Here is a 17,177-nt window from a genome sequence, read left to right on the forward strand (position 1 = left end):
CGTGACCGGGGGCGGGCCCTAGGGTCCGCCCCCTTCTTCTTGTCCGGAGAGTTCCGATGACGACCGACTCCTGGGTGAACGAGACGCTGTACCCCGCCTGGGGCCAGCGCTTCCGTGTCCAGCGCGAGCTCGCGCGCGTGAAGTCCGAGTACCAGGACATCATGATCTTCGAGTCCGAGAGTCATGGCCGTGTCATGCTGCTCGACGGTGTCGTGCAGATCACCGAGATGGACGAGTTCGTCTATCAGGAGATGCTGACCCATGTGCCTCTCCTGGCCCATGGCAACGCGAAGCGCGTCCTCATCATCGGCGCCGGCGATGGCGGCGTCCTGCGCCGCGTGCTCGAGCACCGCAACGTCGAGCGCGCTGTCATGGTCGAGATCGACGGCGAGGTGATCCGCCTTGCGAAGGAATTTCTCCCAGCCATCTCCGGCGACGCCTGGAATGACCCGCGGGCCGAGGTACTGGTCGCCGACGGCATCGACTTTGTCCGCCGCGCCGAGGCCGGCAGCTTCGACGTGATCATCGTCGACAGCACCGATCCGATCGGCGTTGGCGAGGTTCTCTTCACCGACGAGTTCTACGCCAACGCCGCGCGTCTCCTCTCCGATCGCGGCGTCATCGTGAACCAGTGCGGCGTCCCGGCCATGCAGGCGGAGGAGCTGGCCGAAACCTCGCTCCGTCGTGGCAAGGTCTTCGCAGACATCTGGGCCTACGTCGCCGCCGTTCCCACCTATGTCGGCGGCTACATGACCCTCGGCTGGGCCGCGAAGGACGGCTCCATGCGGAGCGTTGCCGTCGAGGAGATCCGCGCCCGCGCCGAGCGCGCCGGAATCCTCGGCAAGACCGGCTACTGGACGCCCGAGATTCACGCCGCGGCCTTCCACCTGCCGCCCTATATCGCGAAGCATCTGCCCGCCAAGGGCTGATCCGCTTCGGCCGCCGTGCCTCACCGGCTCCCGTTGGCCATCGCCCTCTGCGACGAGCAGGTGTCGCGCGATGGATTGGGAGCGCGGGAGCGCGGCGGCCGTATTCCTTCCTTCGGCCGCCGTGTTCCACCGGTTCCCGCACTGGCCGCTGCCCGGTGTCACCACACACCCTGTCCGTGCACCCGGCCTGCGGATTGGGAACGCCGAGACACGGCGGCCGCATCGCGTCGGCGCTATGGTCCCGAGAACCCCTGCACAAGGCTGGCGGACACCAGCCGCCACCCGTCGACCATAACGAAGAAGATGATCTTGAAGGGCAGGGAGACCACGCTGGGCGGCAGCATCATCATGCCCAGCGACATCAGCAGTGATGCCGCCACCAGGTCGATGACCAGGAAGGGAAGGAACATCAGGAAGCCGATCTCAAAGCCACGCTTCAGCTCGCTGACCATGAAGGCCGGCACCAGCGCCCTCCAGGGCGTCTGATCCGGATTGGCCGGTGCCGGCAGTTGCGCCAGGTCCAGGAAAAGCGCCAGGTCCGAATCCCGCGCATTCGCCACCATGAATTTGCGGAACGGTTCCGCCGTCGCCGAAAGCCCATCCAACTCCGCCATCTGCCCCGCGAGCATCGGCTGCAGCCCCTGCGCCCAGGACGCCTCCACCACCGGCTGCATGACGAAGAAGGTCAGGAACAGCGCCAGCCCGATCAGCACGGGGTTCGGCGGAATGCCCTGCGCCCCGATCGCGCTCCGCAATAACGACAGCACGATCACGATGCGCGCGAAGGCCGTGCCCATCACCAGAAGGGAAGGGGCCAGGGACAACAGCCCGATCAGTGCCGTCAGCTGCACCAGCCGCGCCGTGCTGCCCGAACCCGCCCCGCCAAGATCCAGCGACACGGACTGCGCCAGCGCCACCCCCGGTACCAACAGCAGCAACGGGGTGATCACAGCCAGCCGATGAAGCTGTCCTGCGGCCCACCCGTCACGATCAGCGCCTCCCGCCCATCCACCCGCAGGATGACGGCCCGCCTCCTCGAATCGATCGGCGTCGTCTCCAGCACCGCCACCCGGCGTGGCCCCGACATCCCCAGCCCGCCCCGCCGCGCCAGTCGCGCCACGATCCAGAGCAGCCCCAGCACCACCGCCAGCGCACCCGCCGCGGTTACCCACTGCGCTATCTCGCCACGCATGTGCCGCGCCTCTCATCGAACGGCCACGGAAAGGCGGCCATGCAACCCCTCCACCTGCGCCAGCAGGTCGGTGAGGGCAGGGCGCATTGCCTGTCCCAGCTCTGCCGGCAGGGCGGCGACGGCACCGCAGATCACTGCGACCTCTGCCTCAAGACCGTGCAGATCAAGGCGCCTCCCTGCGAGCAGGAGGGCCTCGGCGAGGCTCAGCACGCCGTGCAATTCGTCGACGGCGGCGAGCACGGCATTTTGCGGCGTGCTTTCCATGCCGCCGAGTGTGCCGCCCCCGCCTTACCGCCCCGTTAACGCCGCCCGCCCCGCCGTCAACCAGGCGTTAGGATTGTCGGCGGAAGATGCCCGCCATGGATCGCCCGACCTCCACTGCCAGCAACCCGGTCGCCCTGGCCGAATCGCGTCTCCGCTGGCTGGACCGCCGGCAGGAGGTGCTGGCGCGCAACATCGCCAATGCCGATACCCCCGGCTACCGCGCGCGGGACGTCACGCCATTCGCCCGGCACCTGCAGCGCGCTGGCGGCGGCGGCGCCCTCGCACGCACCGATGGCCGCCATCTCACCGGCAGCGCCGCCGACCGCACTGGCACCCGGGTCGACGTCGCGGAGCAGGTCGCGCCCGACGGCAACGCGGTCTCGCTCGACGAGCAGGCGATCAAGATCGCCGACACAGACTCAGCGCACGCATTGGCGATGAGCCTGCACAAGCGCTGGACCGGCATGTTCCGCACCGCCCTCGGGCGGAATGGTTAACGGAGAGCCCGGATGGATCTCGACAAGGCGCTTCGCATCTCGGCCGCCGGCATGGCCGCGCAATCCACGCGGTTGCGCGTGGTGGCGGAAAACCTCGCCAACCGCGACAGCACCGGCGAGACACCGGGATCCGATCCCTACCGCCGCCGCACCGTCACCTTCGCCGACCGCCTTGACCGCGCCTCGGGCACGCGCACCGTCAACGTCTCCCGTGTCGGTCAGGCGCAGGGCGAGTTTCCCCGCCGCTTCGACCCCTCGCACCCCGCCGCCGACGCCCAGGGCTATGTGAAAACCCCCAATGTCGACAGCCTCATCGAGGTGATGGACATGCGCGAGGCGCAGCGCTCCTACAACGCGAACCTCTCGGTGCTCGAAACCACGCGCGGCATGCTCTCCCGCACCATCGAGGCGCTACGCTGATGCCCGCCCCGATCGGCGCCGCCGGTGCCGCCGCAGCCTATCGCAGCGCCACCGCACCCACGCCCATGGGGGCAGGGGAGGCGGGTGGGTTCGGCGGCGCCCTCAAGCGCGCCATCGAGGGCGCGGTGGAGTCCGGCCGTCAGGCCGATGCCGCCAGCACCGGCGCGATGCTCGGCCAGGTCAGCGTCACCGACACCGTCCTCGCCGTCAGCCAGGCCGAGATGGCGCTGCAAACCGCGGTCGCCATGCGGGACCGCGTGGTGTCCGCCTATCAGGACGTGATGCGCATGCCGATCTGACGGCGCCAGGATGGCGCCAGGGGAGTCCAGAATGGATACGGATATCATCGCGCAATCCGTGCGCGACGCCCTTTGGGTCTGCCTGCAGATCGGCACGCCCCTTCTCGTGGCGCTGCTCGTCGTCGGCCTCGCCGTGTCGGTGCTCCAGGCGCTGACGCAGATCCAGGAGGCCTCTCTCGCCTTCCTGCCGAAACTGGTCGTGGCAGGCGGCGGCATCCTGTTGCTCGGCCCCTTCATGGTCGGCGTGCTGCGCGACTGGACCGTCACCCTCTTCGATCGGATGGTCACCCTCGGTGGCCTCCCGTGACGGAAGCCGAACTGCTCGAAGCGCTCCCCGGCCTCGCCTTCCAGTCGGTACTGCTCCTGTGCCGCCTCGGCGCAGCCGCCATGGTCCTCCCCGGCGTCGGTGAGCAGGACGTGCCCGCTCCCGTCCGCCTCGCCCTTGCCCTCGGTCTCGTGCCGATGCTGCTCCCAGTCCTCGCCCCCGGCCTGCCCGGCGCACCCGATTCAGCAGGAGAGGCACTCCGGCTCGTCACCCTCGAACTCGCCGTTGGCCTCTGGATCGGCGGCCTCGCCCGCATTCTCGCGCTCGCTCTCTCCGTCGCAATGCAAGCGGGCGCCTCGCTGCTCGGCCTGTCCTCCATCCTTGTGCCCGATGCCGCGCTGGGTGGCGGTGCCTCCGCCCTCGGCCGCCTCGGCACGCTCGCCGCGGCCGTGCTCGTGCTCTCCACCGGCCTCCAAGCGCTGCCCCTTCGCGCCCTTGCCGAATCCTACGCTCTCATGCCTCCCGGTTCCCCTTGGCCCGCCGGCGCCGCCGCCGGCGAGATGGCCGAAACCGGCGCGGCCATGCTCGCCCTTGCCCTCCGCCTGGCAGGCCCCTTCGTCGTGGCCGCCGTCACCATCAATCTCGCCATGGCCCTCGTCGCCCGCGTCGCGCCATCCGTGCAGATCTTCTTCATCGCGGCGCCCGGGCAGATCCTCGTCGGCCTCGCCCTGCTCGCCGTCCTCGCCCCGTCCATGCTCGGCGCCTTCCAAGAGGCCGTGCAGGCCGGCTGGTCCGCCCTGCCAGGATTGCGCTGATCCGTGGCGGACGAGCAGGACGCCGAGGACCGCGAGGAAGCCCCGAGCGCACGCCGCCTCGACAAGGCGCGCGAGGATGGCCAGGTTCCCAACTCACGCGAGGCATCGGGCTTCGCCGCCCTTCTCCTGGCCGTGCTCGCCGCCGGTATGGCGCTCCCCTCCCTCGGCCGTGACCTGCTCCGCGCCCTTCGTGGCATCCTTGAACGCGGCCACGACCTCTCGCCCGAGCAGGCACTCGACGTCCTGCTTCCCTCCGCCACGCTGCTCGTCCCTGTCCTGGGCGCCGCAGCCCTCGGTGCTGTCGCCACCACCCTTCTCCAGACCCGCGGCCTGGTCTCCGCCAAGGGCCTCAAACCGCAGTTCTCGCGCCTGAACCCGCTAGCCGGGATGAAGCGCCTCGTCGGCTCCGAGTCGCTGATCGAGTTCCTGAAAACGGTACTCAAGATGTCCGTCGTCGGCCTCGCCATCTGGCACGCCGGCGTCTCGCCCGCCCTGCTGGAAGCGGTGATGCACCAGCCCGCGCCCGTATTGCTCGACACGGTGCTCGACCAAGCTATGCGCCTCGTCACCTCCACCCTCGCCGCCTTCGCCCTGCTCGCGGGCGCCGACATCTTTCTCGTCCGCCTCCGCCACACCCGGAAGCTGCGAATGAGCCGCCAGGACCTGAAGGAAGAAGCCAAGGACACGGACGGCGACCCGCATGTGAAGGCGCAGCAGAAAGCCATCCGCCGCCAGCGCTCCCGTCAGCGCATGATGGCAGCCATCCCGAAGGCCGCCGTCATCATCACCAACCCCACCCACTTCGCCGTCGCCCTCGGCTACGAGGAGGGCTCCTCCGCCGCCCCGAAGATCCTCGCCAAGGGCGCCGACGAGGTCGCCGCCCGCATCCGCGAGAAGGCCCGCGAAGCCGGCGTCCCCCTCGTCTCCAACCCGCCCCTCGCCCGCGCCCTCTTCAAGCTTGAACTCGACACAGAAATCCCCGCCGAGCACTACCAGGCCGTGGCGGAGATCATCGCCTTCGTCTGGCGCGCCCGCACCGCCCGTCCCCCGGCATGACAGATCCCGGCGCGACAGATCCGGGCATGATGGACGCGCCCACCCACCGCGTTACGCTGCACACCATGGCGGAAAGCATCCGGCGAGCCCTGGGATTGTCTCGAACCCGCGCGGAAGAACCCGCGCTGGACGCGGGCCTGCTCGCCCTCCTCGACGCCCTGCCCGACGGCGCCGCACTCCTCGATTCAACCGATAGCGTGCTCCGCGCCAACACGGCGCTCCGCGAGATGCTCGGCCCCTCCCTCCCGCTCCGCGCCACCACCTCCGTCCTCTCCCTCTTCGGCTCAGCCTCCCAGCCCGCCATCCGCGCCTGGCTCGCCGAAGGCGGCCCCGCTCCGCTGGAAGCCGAACTCGCCGCCCCCGAAGGCCAGAGCCCCATCCTCGCCCGCCTCCGCATTGCGCCACTCCCCGAAGGCCGCCGCGCCCTCCTCGCCGAGGACCTCACCGAGCGCACCCGCCGGCGCGAGGAAGCCGAAGCCGGCGAACAGCTCCGCGCCATCGGCCAACTCGCCGGTGGCATCGCGCACGACATCAACAACCTCCTCGCCATCATCCTCGGCGCCATGGATGCGGCCGTCCTCGCCGCCCCCACCACCCGCGAAGACCTCCGCCCCGCCCAGGACGCAGCCGCCCGCGGCGCTGCCCTCGTCCGCCGCCTCCTCGCCTTCGCCCGCCGCCAGCAGCTCGAACCCCGCGTGCTGGACCTCGACGAAGCGGTCTCCGCCGCCCTCCCGATGCTCCGCAGCCTTCTCGGCCCCCGCATCACCCTCGAACTCCGCCAGGCCGCCCTCGGCCGCCGCGTCCGTGTTGACCCCGTCCAGCTCGACCAGGTCCTCCTCAACCTCGCCACCAACGCCCGCGACGCCATGCTGAACGGTGGGGAAGGGGAGGGGCGCCTCACCATCTCCACCGACACCGCCGTCGCCCTGCGCGAAGAGCCCGGCACCCCCGACCCGCTCCCCCCCGGCCGCTACGCCGTCCTCGAGATCGCCGACACCGGTCCCGGCATCTCCGCGGACATCCTCCCCCGCATCTTCGAACCCTTCTTCACCACCCGCGCCACCCAGGGCGGCACCGGCCTCGGCCTCGCCACCGTCCACGGCGTCGTCCGCCAGTCCGGCGGCGCCATGCAGATCGAGAGCCGCCCCGGCCTCACCCGCTTCCGCATCAACCTCCCGCGCCACGAGGGCGAGCCCGAACAAACTCCCGCCCCACCCCCTCCATCCCCGGCCACCATCTCCACTGGCCGCCACATCCTCCTCGTGGACGACGAAGCCCCCCTTCGCCGCCTCGCCGCCGTCGCCCTCGAACGCGCCGGCCACAGGGTCACCCAGGCCGAGGACGGCGACACCGCCCTCGAACTCATCGAAGCCGGCCTCACCCCCGACGCCATGGTCTCCGACATCGCCATGCCGGGCCTCGACGGCGTAGCCCTCGCCCACGCCGTCCGCACCCACCGCCCAACCCTCCCCATCGTCCTCGTCAGCGGCTACGCCGAAGCGGCACTCGGCACCGAACTCGGCCGCGACAGCATCACCTTCCTCCCCAAACCCTACCGCCCGGCCGAGCTCGTGGACCTCGTCGCCACCCTCCCGTAACCGGCCCGAAATCCACCCCGCGAACCCCGAAACGTCTTGCTTTTCGCGGGGGTGAACATAATATGAACAGCACGGACCAGGGCGGCGCTCGCGCTTGTGCGCAACCGCCCCGGCCGTTTAACAAGCGCGTGAGGGCGTGGGTCCCAGACCCACCGAATCATCCGCCGGCGGTACGCAGAAATCGCGTCCGCCGAACGCCAAGGGGCTACTTCCACAATGGAAAAGAACAAGGCTCTCGAAGCCGCTCTCTCCCAGATCGAGCGCTCCTTCGGGAAGGGCTCCATCATGCGGATGGGCGGCAAGCAGATTAATGAGGATGTGGAGGTCATCTCCACCGGCTCCCTCGGCCTCGACCTCGCGCTCGGCATCGGCGGCCTCCCCAAGGGCCGCGTCATCGAGATCTACGGCCCGGAATCCTCGGGCAAGACCACCCTTGCCCTCCAGTGCGTCGCCGAAGCCCAGAAGAAGGGCGGCACCTGCGCCTTCATCGACGCCGAGCACGCGCTCGACCCCGGCTACGCCCGCAAACTCGGCGTGGACGTGGACAACCTCCTCATCTCCCAGCCTGACGCCGGTGAGCAGGCGCTGGAAATCGCCGACACCCTCGTCCGCTCCGGCGCGATCGACGTGCTGGTGATCGACTCCGTTGCCGCCCTCGTCCCCCGCGCTGAGCTCGAGGGCGAGATGGGCGACAGCCACGTCGGCCTGCACGCCCGCCTGATGTCCCAGGCGCTGCGCAAGCTGACCGGCTCCATCGCCCGCTCCAACTGCATGATGATCTTCCTCAACCAGATCCGGTTGAAGATCGGCGTCATGTTCGGCAACCCGGAGACGACCACGGGCGGCAACGCGCTGAAGTTCTACGCCTCCATCCGCATGGAAATCCGCCGCATCGGCCAGATCAAGGATCGGGAAGAGGTCGTCGGTAACCAGACCCGCGTGAAGGTGGTGAAGAACAAGATGGCCCCGCCGTTCCGGCAGGTCGAGTTCGACATCATGTACGGCGAAGGCGTCTCCAAGGTCGGCGAGCTCATCGACCTCGGCGTGAAGGCCGGCGTCGTCGAGAAGTCGGGTGCCTGGTTCTCCTGCGACAGCCAGCGCATCGGTCAGGGCCGCGAGAACGCCAAGCAGTTCCTCCGCGACAACCCCGCCATGGCGGAGTCCATCGAGAAGCGCATCCGCGACCAGTCCAACCAAGTCGCCAACGCCATGATGGTCGCTCCGGACGCCGAGGAGGCCGCCGCTGCGGCGGAGTAACGTCTTACTAGACTGCCCGGGGGAAGGCTCTGCCTTCCCCCGATACCCCCTTCCGCCAGGAGCCTGAGGCCCCTGGACCCGCATCGGAGTGGCATGAGGTCGCTGGTGGGTCGTCCGACGGTAAGGTGCCCACAGAAGCGCAAGGCTTCGGTGCTGCTGAGGCTGGCGGCGCTTCTGATACTCGCAGCCTGCCAGACACCCCCCCAACCATTCTATCCGCCCGCCAGTGATGCAGCCCCGGCGTCTCGGCGGCTCTCCGCCTGCCGCTTCGAAGTTGGCTTCAGCCCGGACAGCACCGCGATCTCCGACGACGCACATCGTATTATCGAACAGGCGGTGGCGGAGGCACAGCGTCGAGGCGCGCGCACAGTCACCATTGCCGCCCCTTACGTTGCAGAAGGAGGTTCTTCAGGTCGAGGTGGTCGTTTGCTCGCGGTCATGGAAGACCTTGAACGATCGGGCCTCGCCCGCCGCAATATGAGTGCAAGCGCAATCAACAATGCTCCCGTTGAACTCTCCGTAGTCATTACGGTATGCGGTCTCTCCAGCGAAGCACACTTGTCTCAACAAATACCGGCTGATCCCAACCGCCTCGTTACCGCGCGGGCATTCGGAACCGTGCTGAGAATACCTCTGCGATACCTGGGACCGTCGGTGTGGCAAGACTTCCCGTTCCTGGATGTGCAGAATCTGCCTGCCCTCTATTTCGGCTGGCCAGGACTTCAGGATCGCATGTCGGCTGTTATGCGATCATGTCCCGCCTTGAGGCTGCAAGACTGTCCTGATGCTGTTCACGTCACTCTTGTTGCACCGGGCACCCACGCAGAAGAAGTGCGGCAGCAACTAAGCCCTGGGAACAAGATTCGAGTGCCCGGTGAACTTCATGGCGTGCAATGGTCCGTTTATCGGAACTGGAGAGAGCGGCCCGAAGCGATTTTCCAGGGACGAGCAGCCGACGGGGCAGCAGTGGCCGGGTCGTGCCGCTTTCGCGATTGGCCGCCTTCCATTCCGGCCGACTGGCAGTCAACACGGGACGGGGTACATGCCCTCTTAGCCCGCTCGCGGACATTCTGCCGTATGGTCATTGCTTTGGGGGATAAATTAGAGGCTGAGGTAATCTTCGGTGCGAACCACGTGACTGACTGGACCGCCATTAGAGCAAGCCTGATCTACACCTTTCAGCGGTTCGGGGCAGCGCCACTGAACTAGACATAACGCTTGACGAAAGGACTAAATTCCTTTAGGGTGCACTCTCTCGCTTAGGGAGGTTACGTATGCACCGCACCACCTCCTGCCTCACTCCCCCGCGCCTCTTCACTCCCGTAACCGACCTCCAGTGGCACGCGCTCCCCCCAGGGCCGCCGCATCGGCGACCTCCGCGCCCGCATGAACGCCATCTTCCACCTCGCCTCCATCCCCGGAGACCCCTGGAAGAACCTCCCCGCTCAATACGGCCGCCCCGACACCGTCTCCCGCTTCTTCCGCCGCCTCACCCATGCCGGCCTCTGGCACCGCCTCCTCGAAGCGCTCGCCGACTGCGCCCCCAACCACCCCTTCGCCAGATCGAATACGCCATCTGCCGCGCCACCCGGCGCGCCGCGCGCCGCGCGCCTCGGCGGCATGCCCCTCCTTCTCCTCATCCGTAAACTCGGCCTCCGCACCGCCCTGAACGGCCCCCCCTGGCTCCTTCCGGACCCCCTTTTGTCCGAAATGCTCACCCGAGCCGCCACCCCGCGTCGCAGCAACAGAACCGGCCATCGAAGCCGCTAGGAAGCACCTGAGAAGCCTAACCTGGCTCGCCAAAGCCGCCCTCGGCCGCAAATCCATCCCCCGCGTCGTCCGGTACGGCTGGCCATGAGCAGGGCAGGGGGCAGCACCACCCCGTCAACCGCCCCGCATCCCCTGCACCGCGGGCGGGGCGGGACAACGCTGCGCGTTGCCCTGACGTCGGCCGCCGCATCCGTCCGGGCGAAGGCGCTTCGCGCCCCGCTGGCGGGAGGCAGGGCATCCAAGCCCGCAAGGCGCCGCCTTGCGGGCTTGGCTCCCCCGCCTCCCGCGCGCTAAACGCCCCGGTCGCGTTCCCGCGAGGAATCGGAATCAAAAGCGCCACCATGACCAGCAGCAACGACGTCCGCGCCACCTTCCTGGACTACTTCGCCCGCACCGGCCACGCCGTGGTGGACAGCAGCCCGCTGGTGCCCCGCAACGACCCCACGCTGCTCTTCACCAACTCCGGCATGGTGCAGTTCAAGAACGTCTTCACCGGCGCCGAGCGCCGCCCCTACAACCGCGCCACCACCGCCCAGAAATGCGTCCGCGCCGGCGGCAAGCACAACGACCTCGACAACGTCGGCTACACCGCCCGCCACCACACCTTCTTCGAGATGCTCGGGAACTTCTCCTTCGGCGACTATTTCAAGGAACAGGCCATCACCCATGCCTGGACCCTGCTGACGAAGGATTTCGCCCTCCCCAAGGAAAAGCTCCTCGTCACCGTCTTCCATGAGGACGACGACGCAGCGAACCTCTGGAAGAAGATCGCCGGCCTCCCCGACAGCAAGATCATCCGCATCGCCACGTCGGATAACTTCTGGCGCATGGGCGACACCGGCCCCTGCGGCCCCTGCAGCGAAATCTTCTACGACCACGGCGAGGCGATCCCCGGCGGCCCCCCCGGCTCCCCGGAGGAGGATGGCGACCGCTTCATCGAGATCTGGAATCTCGTCTTCATGCAGTACCTCGAGCAGCCGGCCGGGACCCGCAACCCCCTCCCGCGCCCCTCGATTGACACCGGCATGGGCATGGAGCGCTTCGCCGCCATCCTCCAGGGCGTCCACGACAACTACGACATCGACATCTTCCGCGCGATCATCGCCGCCTCCGCCGAGCTCACCGCGCAACCCGCCGACGGCCCCTTCAAGGCCAGCCACCGCGTCGTCGCCGACCACCTCCGGTCGGGCGCCTTCCTCCTCGCCGAAGGCGTCCTCCCCTCCAACGAGGGCCGCGGCTACGTCCTCCGCCGCATCCTCCGCCGCGCCATGCGCCACGCCCACATGATGGGCGCGAAGGACCCGCTGCTCCCCCGCCTGGTCCCCGTCCTCATCCGCCAGATGGGCGCCGCCTACCCCGAGCTGGTCCAGGCCGAATCCCTGATCACCGAGACCCTGCGCCTGGAGGAAACCCGCTTCCGGTCACTCCTGGAACGCGGCCTCGGCCTCCTCGCGGAGGAGACAGCGAAGCTCGGCGACCGCCAGCCCCTCCCGGGCGACATCGCCTTCCGCCTCTACGACACCTACGGCTTCCCGCTCGACCTTACGCAGGACGCCCTCCGCGCCGAGGGCCGCCCGGTGGACACCGCCGGCTTCGAAACCGCCATGCAGGAACAGCGCCGTCGCGCCCGCGCCGCCTGGTCCGGCACCGGCGAGGCCGCCACCGACATCGTCTGGTTCGACCTGAAGGAAAAGCTCGGCACCGGCACCGAATTCCAGGGCTACACGACAGAGCGCGCCGAGGCCTCCATCCAGGCCCTCGTCGCCAACGGCCAGGAAGTCCAGTCGGCCCCCGAAGGCACCGAAGTCGCCGTCATCCTCAACCAAACCCCCTTCTACGCAGAGTCCGGCGGCCAGGTCGGCGACGCCGGCCTCATCACCGGCCCCGACAACCTGCAGATCGCCGTCCGCGACACCCAGAAGAAGCTCGGCCTCTTCGTCCATATCGGCATCGTCCAGCACGGCACCGCCAATACCGGCACCCCCGTCCTCGCCGAGGTCGCCCACCACCGCCGCAGCGCCATCCGTGCCCACCACAGCGCCACCCACCTCCTGCACGAGGCCCTCCGCCGCCGCATGGGCGACCACGTCGCCCAGAAGGGCAGCCTCAACGCCCCCGACCGCCTCCGCTTCGACGTCTCCCAGCCCACCCCGATGTCCCCCGAGGACCTCCTCTGGGTCGAGCAGGAGGTGAACGCCCGCATCCGCCAGAACGGCGAGGTCACCACCCGCCTCATGACCCCGGATGAGGCCGTGAAGGCCGGCGCCATGGCTCTCTTCGGCGAGAAGTACGGAGACGAGGTCCGCGTCGTCGGCATGGGCCACGACCCCGAGGCCACCTCAAAGCACGGCGTCTATTCGCTGGAACTCTGCGGCGGCACCCATGTCGCCCGCACCGGCGACATCGGCCTCTTCAAGATCGTCGGGGAAAGCGCCGTCGCCGCCGGCGTCCGCCGCATCGAGGCCGTCACCGGCCCCGCCGCCCTCGGCATCATCGAGGAGGAGGAGCGCCTGCTCCGCGACACCGCCTCCGCCCTGAAGGTCCCCGCGAGCGAGATCCCGTCCCGCATCGCAGCCCTGCTGGAGGACCGCCGCAAGCTCGAGCGCGAGGTCGCTGACCTCCGCCGCAAGCTCGCCACCGGCGGCAGCGCCGCCGAAGTGGAAACGATCGGAGACCTCCGCATCGCCCTCCGCGACCTCGGCGAAGTCCCCCCGCGCGACCTGAAGGGCCTCGCCGAAGCCATCCTCAAGGGCGGCACCGCGGACGTCGTCGCCCTCGTTTCCAGCGCCGAGGGCAAGGCCAGCATCGTCGTCGCTGTCGGCGAAGCCGCGAAGGGCAAGGCCGACGCCGTCACCCTCGTCCGCGCCGCCTCGGCCGCGGTCGGCGGCAAGGGCGGCGGTGGCCGCCCCGACATGGCCCAGGCCGGCGGCCCGGAGGGTGACAAGGCGGCCGAGGCCCTCGCCGCAATCCGTGGCGCCTTGGCCGCCTGACCCGCGCGGCCCGGATGGAGGCTGGCCTAGCCGACCACCTCCGGCGCCAGCGGCCCGCCCGCTCGAAGGGCGAGGCCGCGCACCACCTCCTGCAATGCGTCCTCGATCTGCCGCAGCAGGGTCGAAGCCTCCACGGCGTCGAACTCGGAAACGACGACCTGGTCCGACATGTCATGAACCAGAACGACACGGCCAGCGATGGCCTGGGCTCGGATTGTGCTCATGACGAAAAGGCTAGCCAAACTTCACGGGCTCTTCACAGCCCCGTGATAACTCCCGCGATCTCTGTTGCAGCACGGCCACAGAGCGTCGCGCGCCCCGAAACGCCCGTCCTGCCCACTGCGTTGACCCCCCAGTCAGGAGTGCAACGCATGACAGCCGACCCCATCCGCTACGAACCCGCCTTCGAGAAGGCCGAGCCGGAGGAAGGGGCAACGACGAGCGAGCTGGTCGAGACGATGCGCAGCATCGCCGAGACAACCTTCAAGGATTACGGCTACCCCGTCCGCAGCGTCCACGCGAAGAGCCACGGCCTGCTCCGCGGCGAGATCAATGTCCTCGGCACCATGCCCCCAGTCTATCGCCAGGGCTTGTTCTCCAGGCCCGGCCGGTACCCGGTCGTGATGCGCTTCTCCACCAATCCCGGTGACCTGCTTGATGACAGCGTTTCCGTCCCCCGCGGCCTGGCGATCAAGGTCGTCGGCGTAGAGGGCGAGCGGCTGCCCGGCTCGGCCGGCCACTCCACCCAGGACTTCGTCATGGCCAACGCCCCGGCCTTCGCCGCGCCGACCGCCAAGGCCTTCCTCGGCAATGCAAAGCTGCTGGCCAAGACCACCGACATTCCGCAGGGCTTCAAAAAGGCCATTTCCGCCGTGCTGCGGAACACCGAAGCGGCCATCGAGGCTGTGGGTGGCAAGAGCGCGACGCTCACCCAACTCGGCGGGCACCCGAACACGCATATCCTGGGCGACAGCTTCTTCACCCAGACGCCATTCCTCTTTGGCCCCTACATGGCGAAGTTCTCCGTCGTCCCAGTCTCCTCCGCGCTTCGTGCGCTCACAGGGACGAAGGTCCCGGTGTCTGGTCGCCCGGAAGCGCTGCGCGAAGAGATTTCGGCGTTCTTCGCCACCGGAGAGGGCGAGTGGGAGTTGCGGGCGCAGCTCTGCACCGATCTTGAGGCCATGCCGATCGAGGATGCTTCGGTCGAGTGGCCGGAGGAGAGCAGCCCCTACGTTACGCTGGCGCGCATCAAGGTTGGCTCGCAGCCGTCCTGGGACGAGGAGCGGTCACGGGCGGTCGATCTCGGCATGGCATTCAGCCCCTGGCACGGGTTGGCGGCACACCGGCCGCTCGGTTCCATCAACCGGGCCCGCAGGCCCGCCTACGAAATGTCCTCCTCCTTCCGGGCGGAGCGCAGCGGCTGCCCGATGCACGAGCCGCGCGCGGCCGAGGACATCCTGATCCACACGGGGGAGACCGTGGCATGAGCCGGCCGGTCAGCACCAAACCCTATAGTGGGCCGGCCGGCGGCTGGGGCTCTGTCCGCTCTGTCGAGACGCGGCTGCTGCGCGAGGAGCGGATCGCGACAGGGAATGCCGTGCTGCTCCGGCAGAACAAGCCGGCCGGCTATTCCTGCGTCTCCTGCTCCTGGGCCAAGCCGCGCGACCCGCTGCCCTTTGAGTATTGCGAGAACGGCGCCAAGGCGACGGCCTGGGAGATCACCCGAAAGCGTGTGCCGGTGGAGTTCTTCGAGCAGCACACCATCACCGACCTGCTATCCTGGTCGGACCACGACCTCGAGAAGATCGGCCGCCTGACGCATCCCATGCGCCTCGACCGCGCGCGAGACCGCTGGGTGCCGGTGGCCTGGGACGACGCCTTCCGCGAGATCGGGGCCGAGCTGCGTGGCATGGATCCGAAGCGCACGGTCTTCTACGCATCGGGACGCGCCTCGCTCGAGACCAGCTACATGTACGGGCTGTTCGCGCGGCTGTACGGGCACAACAATCTGCCCGACAGCTCGAACATGTGCCATGAGACCACATCCGTCGCACTGCCGCAGGCGATCGGCGCGCCGGTCGGCACCGTCGAGCTCGACGACTTCGCGAAGACGGAGTGCATCCTCTCCTTCGGGCAGAACGTTGGTACGAACTCGCCGCGCATGCTGCATCCGCTGCAGGAAGCGGCGCGTCGCGGTGTGCCGATCGTCACCTTCAACCCGCTGAAGGAGCGTGGCTGGGAGCGCTTCACCAATCCGCAGTCGCCGACCGAGATGCTGACGCGCAAGGAGACGAAGATCTCCTCGCAGTACCATCAGGTGCGCGCGGGCGGGGACATCGCGGCCATCGCGGGCGTTTGCAAGGCGCTGATCGAGGCGGACGATGTGGCGATGGCTGCGGGGCGGCAGCCGCTGCTCGACCATGCTTTCATCCAGGCCCACACCCACGGCTTTGACTCCTTCGCGGCCTGGTGCCGAGCCCAGGATTGGGCGGAGATCGAGCGCTGGTCGGGCCTGCCGCGTCAGGCGCTGCTGGACACCGCGAGCGTCTATGGCGCGGCGAAATCGGCCATGGGCATCTACGGGATGGGGCTGACGCAGCACAAGAAGGGCGTCGACAGCATTCGCATGCTGGTGAACCTGCTGCTGCTGCGCGGCAATATCGGCAAGCCCGGCGCGGGTATTCTTCCGGTTCGCGGGCATTCGAACGTGCAGGGCCAGCGCACTGTCGGCATCACCGAGAAGCCGGAGCTGGTGCCGATGGACGAGCTGGCCGCGCAGTACGGTTTCGAGCCGCCGCGCGACACCGGCATGAACACGGTGGAGGCCTGCGAGGCGATCCTGGAGGGCCGGATCCAGGCCTTCGTCGCGCTCGGTGGCAACTTCGTGCGCGCAGTGCCGGAGACGGTGCTGATGGAGGCGGCCTGGCCGAGGATCCGGCTGACGGTGCAGATCGCGACGAAGCTGAACCGCAATCACCTGATCAACGGCGAGGTGGCGTATCTGCTACCCTGCCTCGGGCGCATTGAGATCGATGAGCAGGCGAGTGGGCCGCAGATGGTGACCTGCGAGGACACCATGACCAACATCCACGGCTCGCACGGCATGGTGCCGCCTGCCTCGTCCGATCTGCTGTCCGAGCCTGCGATCGTTGCCGGCATCGCAAAGGCGACGCTGGCGCCCAACGCGCGCGTGCCCTGGGACGAGTGGGTGGCGGATTACGGACGGGTACGCGACGCGATCGAGGTGAGCTATCCCTCGATCTTCAAGGACTTCAATGTTCGCGTGCACCAACCCGGCGGATTCCCGCGGCCACTTCCGGCGCGGCAGCGCGACTGGAAGACGGAGACAGGCAAGGCAAACTTCCACATCCCCGCCGGCTTCCGAACCGACCTGCAGACGGATCTCGATGACCCGGAGATTCTGCAACTCGTCACGCTGCGGTCGAACGACCAGTTCAACACCACTGTCTACGGCTACGAGGACCGCTTCCGCGGTATCAGCGGCACGCGCGATGTCGTGCTGATGAACCGCGAGGACGCAGCGGCATTCGGGTTGCGCGAGGGCGACACGATCGCGCTGGAAACGGCGGTGGACGACAACGTGCCGCGTCGCGTCGGCGGGCTGCAGGTGGTGTTCTACGACATCCCGCGCGGCGCGATCGGAGGGTACTACCCGGAGTGCAATCCGCTGATGCCGGTCTGGCACTATGCAGAGAGCAGCAAAGTTCCGGCGGCGAAGGCCATCCCTGTGCGGGTGCGACGGGAGAAGGCGGTCTAGCGAAATGGTGGTGGGGCAAGGGGACGTGTTCCCTTGGCCCCACCTCC

The 17,177-nt window shown here is 68.5% G+C and carries 18 protein-coding genes; 14 read left to right on the forward strand and 4 right to left on the reverse strand.

Annotation, left to right across the window (positions count from 1 at the left end; all coding sequences use genetic code 11):
* The first annotated feature begins 56 nt into the window (after positions 1-56).
* On the forward strand, positions 57-929 hold the full coding sequence (gene speE / locus ACVBD7_RS05165) for a polyamine aminopropyltransferase (RefSeq protein ID WP_458096432.1): 873 nt from the start codon (positions 57-59) through the stop codon (positions 927-929).
* 233 nt (positions 930-1,162) lie between these two features.
* Here speE and fliP read toward each other — a convergent pair whose 3' ends face one another.
* The 3 genes from fliP to ACVBD7_RS05180 are packed head-to-tail and all read right to left on the reverse strand — an operon-like array spanning position 1,163 to position 2,385.
* The gene (fliP, locus tag ACVBD7_RS05170; protein ID WP_458096433.1) at positions 1,163-1,867 is read right to left on the reverse strand and encodes a flagellar type III secretion system pore protein FliP; all 705 of its coding nucleotides are present in this window, start codon (positions 1,865-1,867) and stop codon (positions 1,163-1,165) included.
* An 8-nt stretch (positions 1,868-1,875) separates the two neighbouring features.
* A complete protein-coding gene (locus ACVBD7_RS05175) occupies positions 1,876-2,121 on the reverse strand; it encodes a FliO/MopB family protein (protein ID WP_458096434.1) in 246 nt (81 codons plus the stop codon).
* 12 nt (positions 2,122-2,133) lie between these two features.
* On the reverse strand, positions 2,134-2,385 hold the full coding sequence (locus ACVBD7_RS05180; RefSeq protein ID WP_458096435.1) for a hypothetical protein: 252 nt from the start codon (positions 2,383-2,385) through the stop codon (positions 2,134-2,136).
* 95 nt (positions 2,386-2,480) lie between these two features.
* Between ACVBD7_RS05180 and flgB the strand changes: the two genes are divergently transcribed.
* The 11 genes from flgB to alaS all read left to right on the forward strand — a co-directional run bounded on the left by flgB (position 2,481) and on the right by alaS (position 13,352).
* Positions 2,481-2,882, forward strand: coding sequence for a flagellar basal body rod protein FlgB (flgB, locus tag ACVBD7_RS05185; RefSeq protein WP_458096436.1), 402 nt, complete (start codon positions 2,481-2,483; stop codon positions 2,880-2,882).
* Positions 2,883-2,894: 12 nt separating this feature from the next.
* Positions 2,895-3,302 (forward strand): flagellar basal body rod protein FlgC, encoded by a 408-nt coding sequence (gene flgC / locus ACVBD7_RS05190; protein ID WP_458096437.1) that lies wholly within the window; start codon positions 2,895-2,897, stop codon positions 3,300-3,302.
* A complete protein-coding gene (gene fliE, locus ACVBD7_RS05195; RefSeq protein WP_458096438.1) occupies positions 3,302-3,601 on the forward strand; it encodes a flagellar hook-basal body complex protein FliE in 300 nt (99 codons plus the stop codon). The genes flgC and fliE overlap by 1 nt, the downstream gene beginning before the upstream one ends.
* 31 nt (positions 3,602-3,632) lie before the next feature.
* A complete protein-coding gene (locus tag ACVBD7_RS05200; protein ID WP_458096439.1) occupies positions 3,633-3,908 on the forward strand; it encodes a flagellar biosynthetic protein FliQ in 276 nt (91 codons plus the stop codon).
* On the forward strand, positions 3,905-4,681 hold the full coding sequence (locus tag ACVBD7_RS05205; protein WP_458096440.1) for a flagellar biosynthetic protein FliR: 777 nt from the start codon (positions 3,905-3,907) through the stop codon (positions 4,679-4,681). Before ACVBD7_RS05200 ends, ACVBD7_RS05205 begins: the two co-directional genes overlap by 4 nt.
* Before the next feature lie 3 nt (positions 4,682-4,684).
* Positions 4,685-5,737, forward strand: a complete 1,053-nt coding sequence (locus ACVBD7_RS05210; protein ID WP_458096441.1) for an EscU/YscU/HrcU family type III secretion system export apparatus switch protein — start codon at positions 4,685-4,687, stop codon at positions 5,735-5,737.
* A 26-nt stretch (positions 5,738-5,763) separates the two neighbouring features.
* The gene (locus ACVBD7_RS05215; RefSeq protein ID WP_458096442.1) at positions 5,764-7,335 is read left to right on the forward strand and encodes an ATP-binding protein; all 1,572 of its coding nucleotides are present in this window, start codon (positions 5,764-5,766) and stop codon (positions 7,333-7,335) included.
* 216 nt (positions 7,336-7,551) lie between these two features.
* A complete protein-coding gene (gene recA / locus ACVBD7_RS05220; protein ID WP_458096443.1) occupies positions 7,552-8,592 on the forward strand; it encodes a recombinase RecA in 1,041 nt (346 codons plus the stop codon).
* A gap of 150 nt (positions 8,593-8,742) precedes the next feature.
* Positions 8,743-9,801, forward strand: a complete 1,059-nt coding sequence (locus ACVBD7_RS05225) for a hypothetical protein (protein ID WP_458096444.1) — start codon at positions 8,743-8,745, stop codon at positions 9,799-9,801.
* Positions 9,802-9,978: 177 nt separating this feature from the next.
* On the forward strand, positions 9,979-10,362 hold the full coding sequence (locus tag ACVBD7_RS05230; RefSeq protein WP_458096445.1) for a transposase: 384 nt from the start codon (positions 9,979-9,981) through the stop codon (positions 10,360-10,362).
* A gap of 341 nt (positions 10,363-10,703) precedes the next feature.
* Positions 10,704-13,352, forward strand: a complete 2,649-nt coding sequence (gene alaS, locus ACVBD7_RS05235; protein ID WP_458096446.1) for an alanine--tRNA ligase — start codon at positions 10,704-10,706, stop codon at positions 13,350-13,352.
* Positions 13,353-13,378: 26 nt separating this feature from the next.
* Here alaS and ACVBD7_RS05240 read toward each other — a convergent pair whose 3' ends face one another.
* Positions 13,379-13,576, reverse strand: a complete 198-nt coding sequence (locus ACVBD7_RS05240) for a hypothetical protein (protein WP_458096447.1) — start codon at positions 13,574-13,576, stop codon at positions 13,379-13,381.
* 147 nt (positions 13,577-13,723) lie between these two features.
* Here ACVBD7_RS05240 and ACVBD7_RS05245 point away from each other — a divergent pair, with 147 nt between their 5' ends.
* Both ACVBD7_RS05245 and ACVBD7_RS05250 read left to right on the forward strand, forming a co-directional pair.
* Complete coding sequence (locus ACVBD7_RS05245) at positions 13,724-14,839, forward strand: catalase family protein (protein ID WP_458096448.1); 1,116 nt, start codon at positions 13,724-13,726, stop codon at positions 14,837-14,839.
* Positions 14,836-17,130, forward strand: coding sequence for an FdhF/YdeP family oxidoreductase (locus ACVBD7_RS05250; protein WP_458096449.1), 2,295 nt, complete (start codon positions 14,836-14,838; stop codon positions 17,128-17,130). Before ACVBD7_RS05245 ends, ACVBD7_RS05250 begins: the two co-directional genes overlap by 4 nt.
* The last annotated feature ends 47 nt before the right edge of the window (positions 17,131-17,177 follow it).

This window comes from Roseomonas sp. WA12 (genome assembly GCF_054165765.1).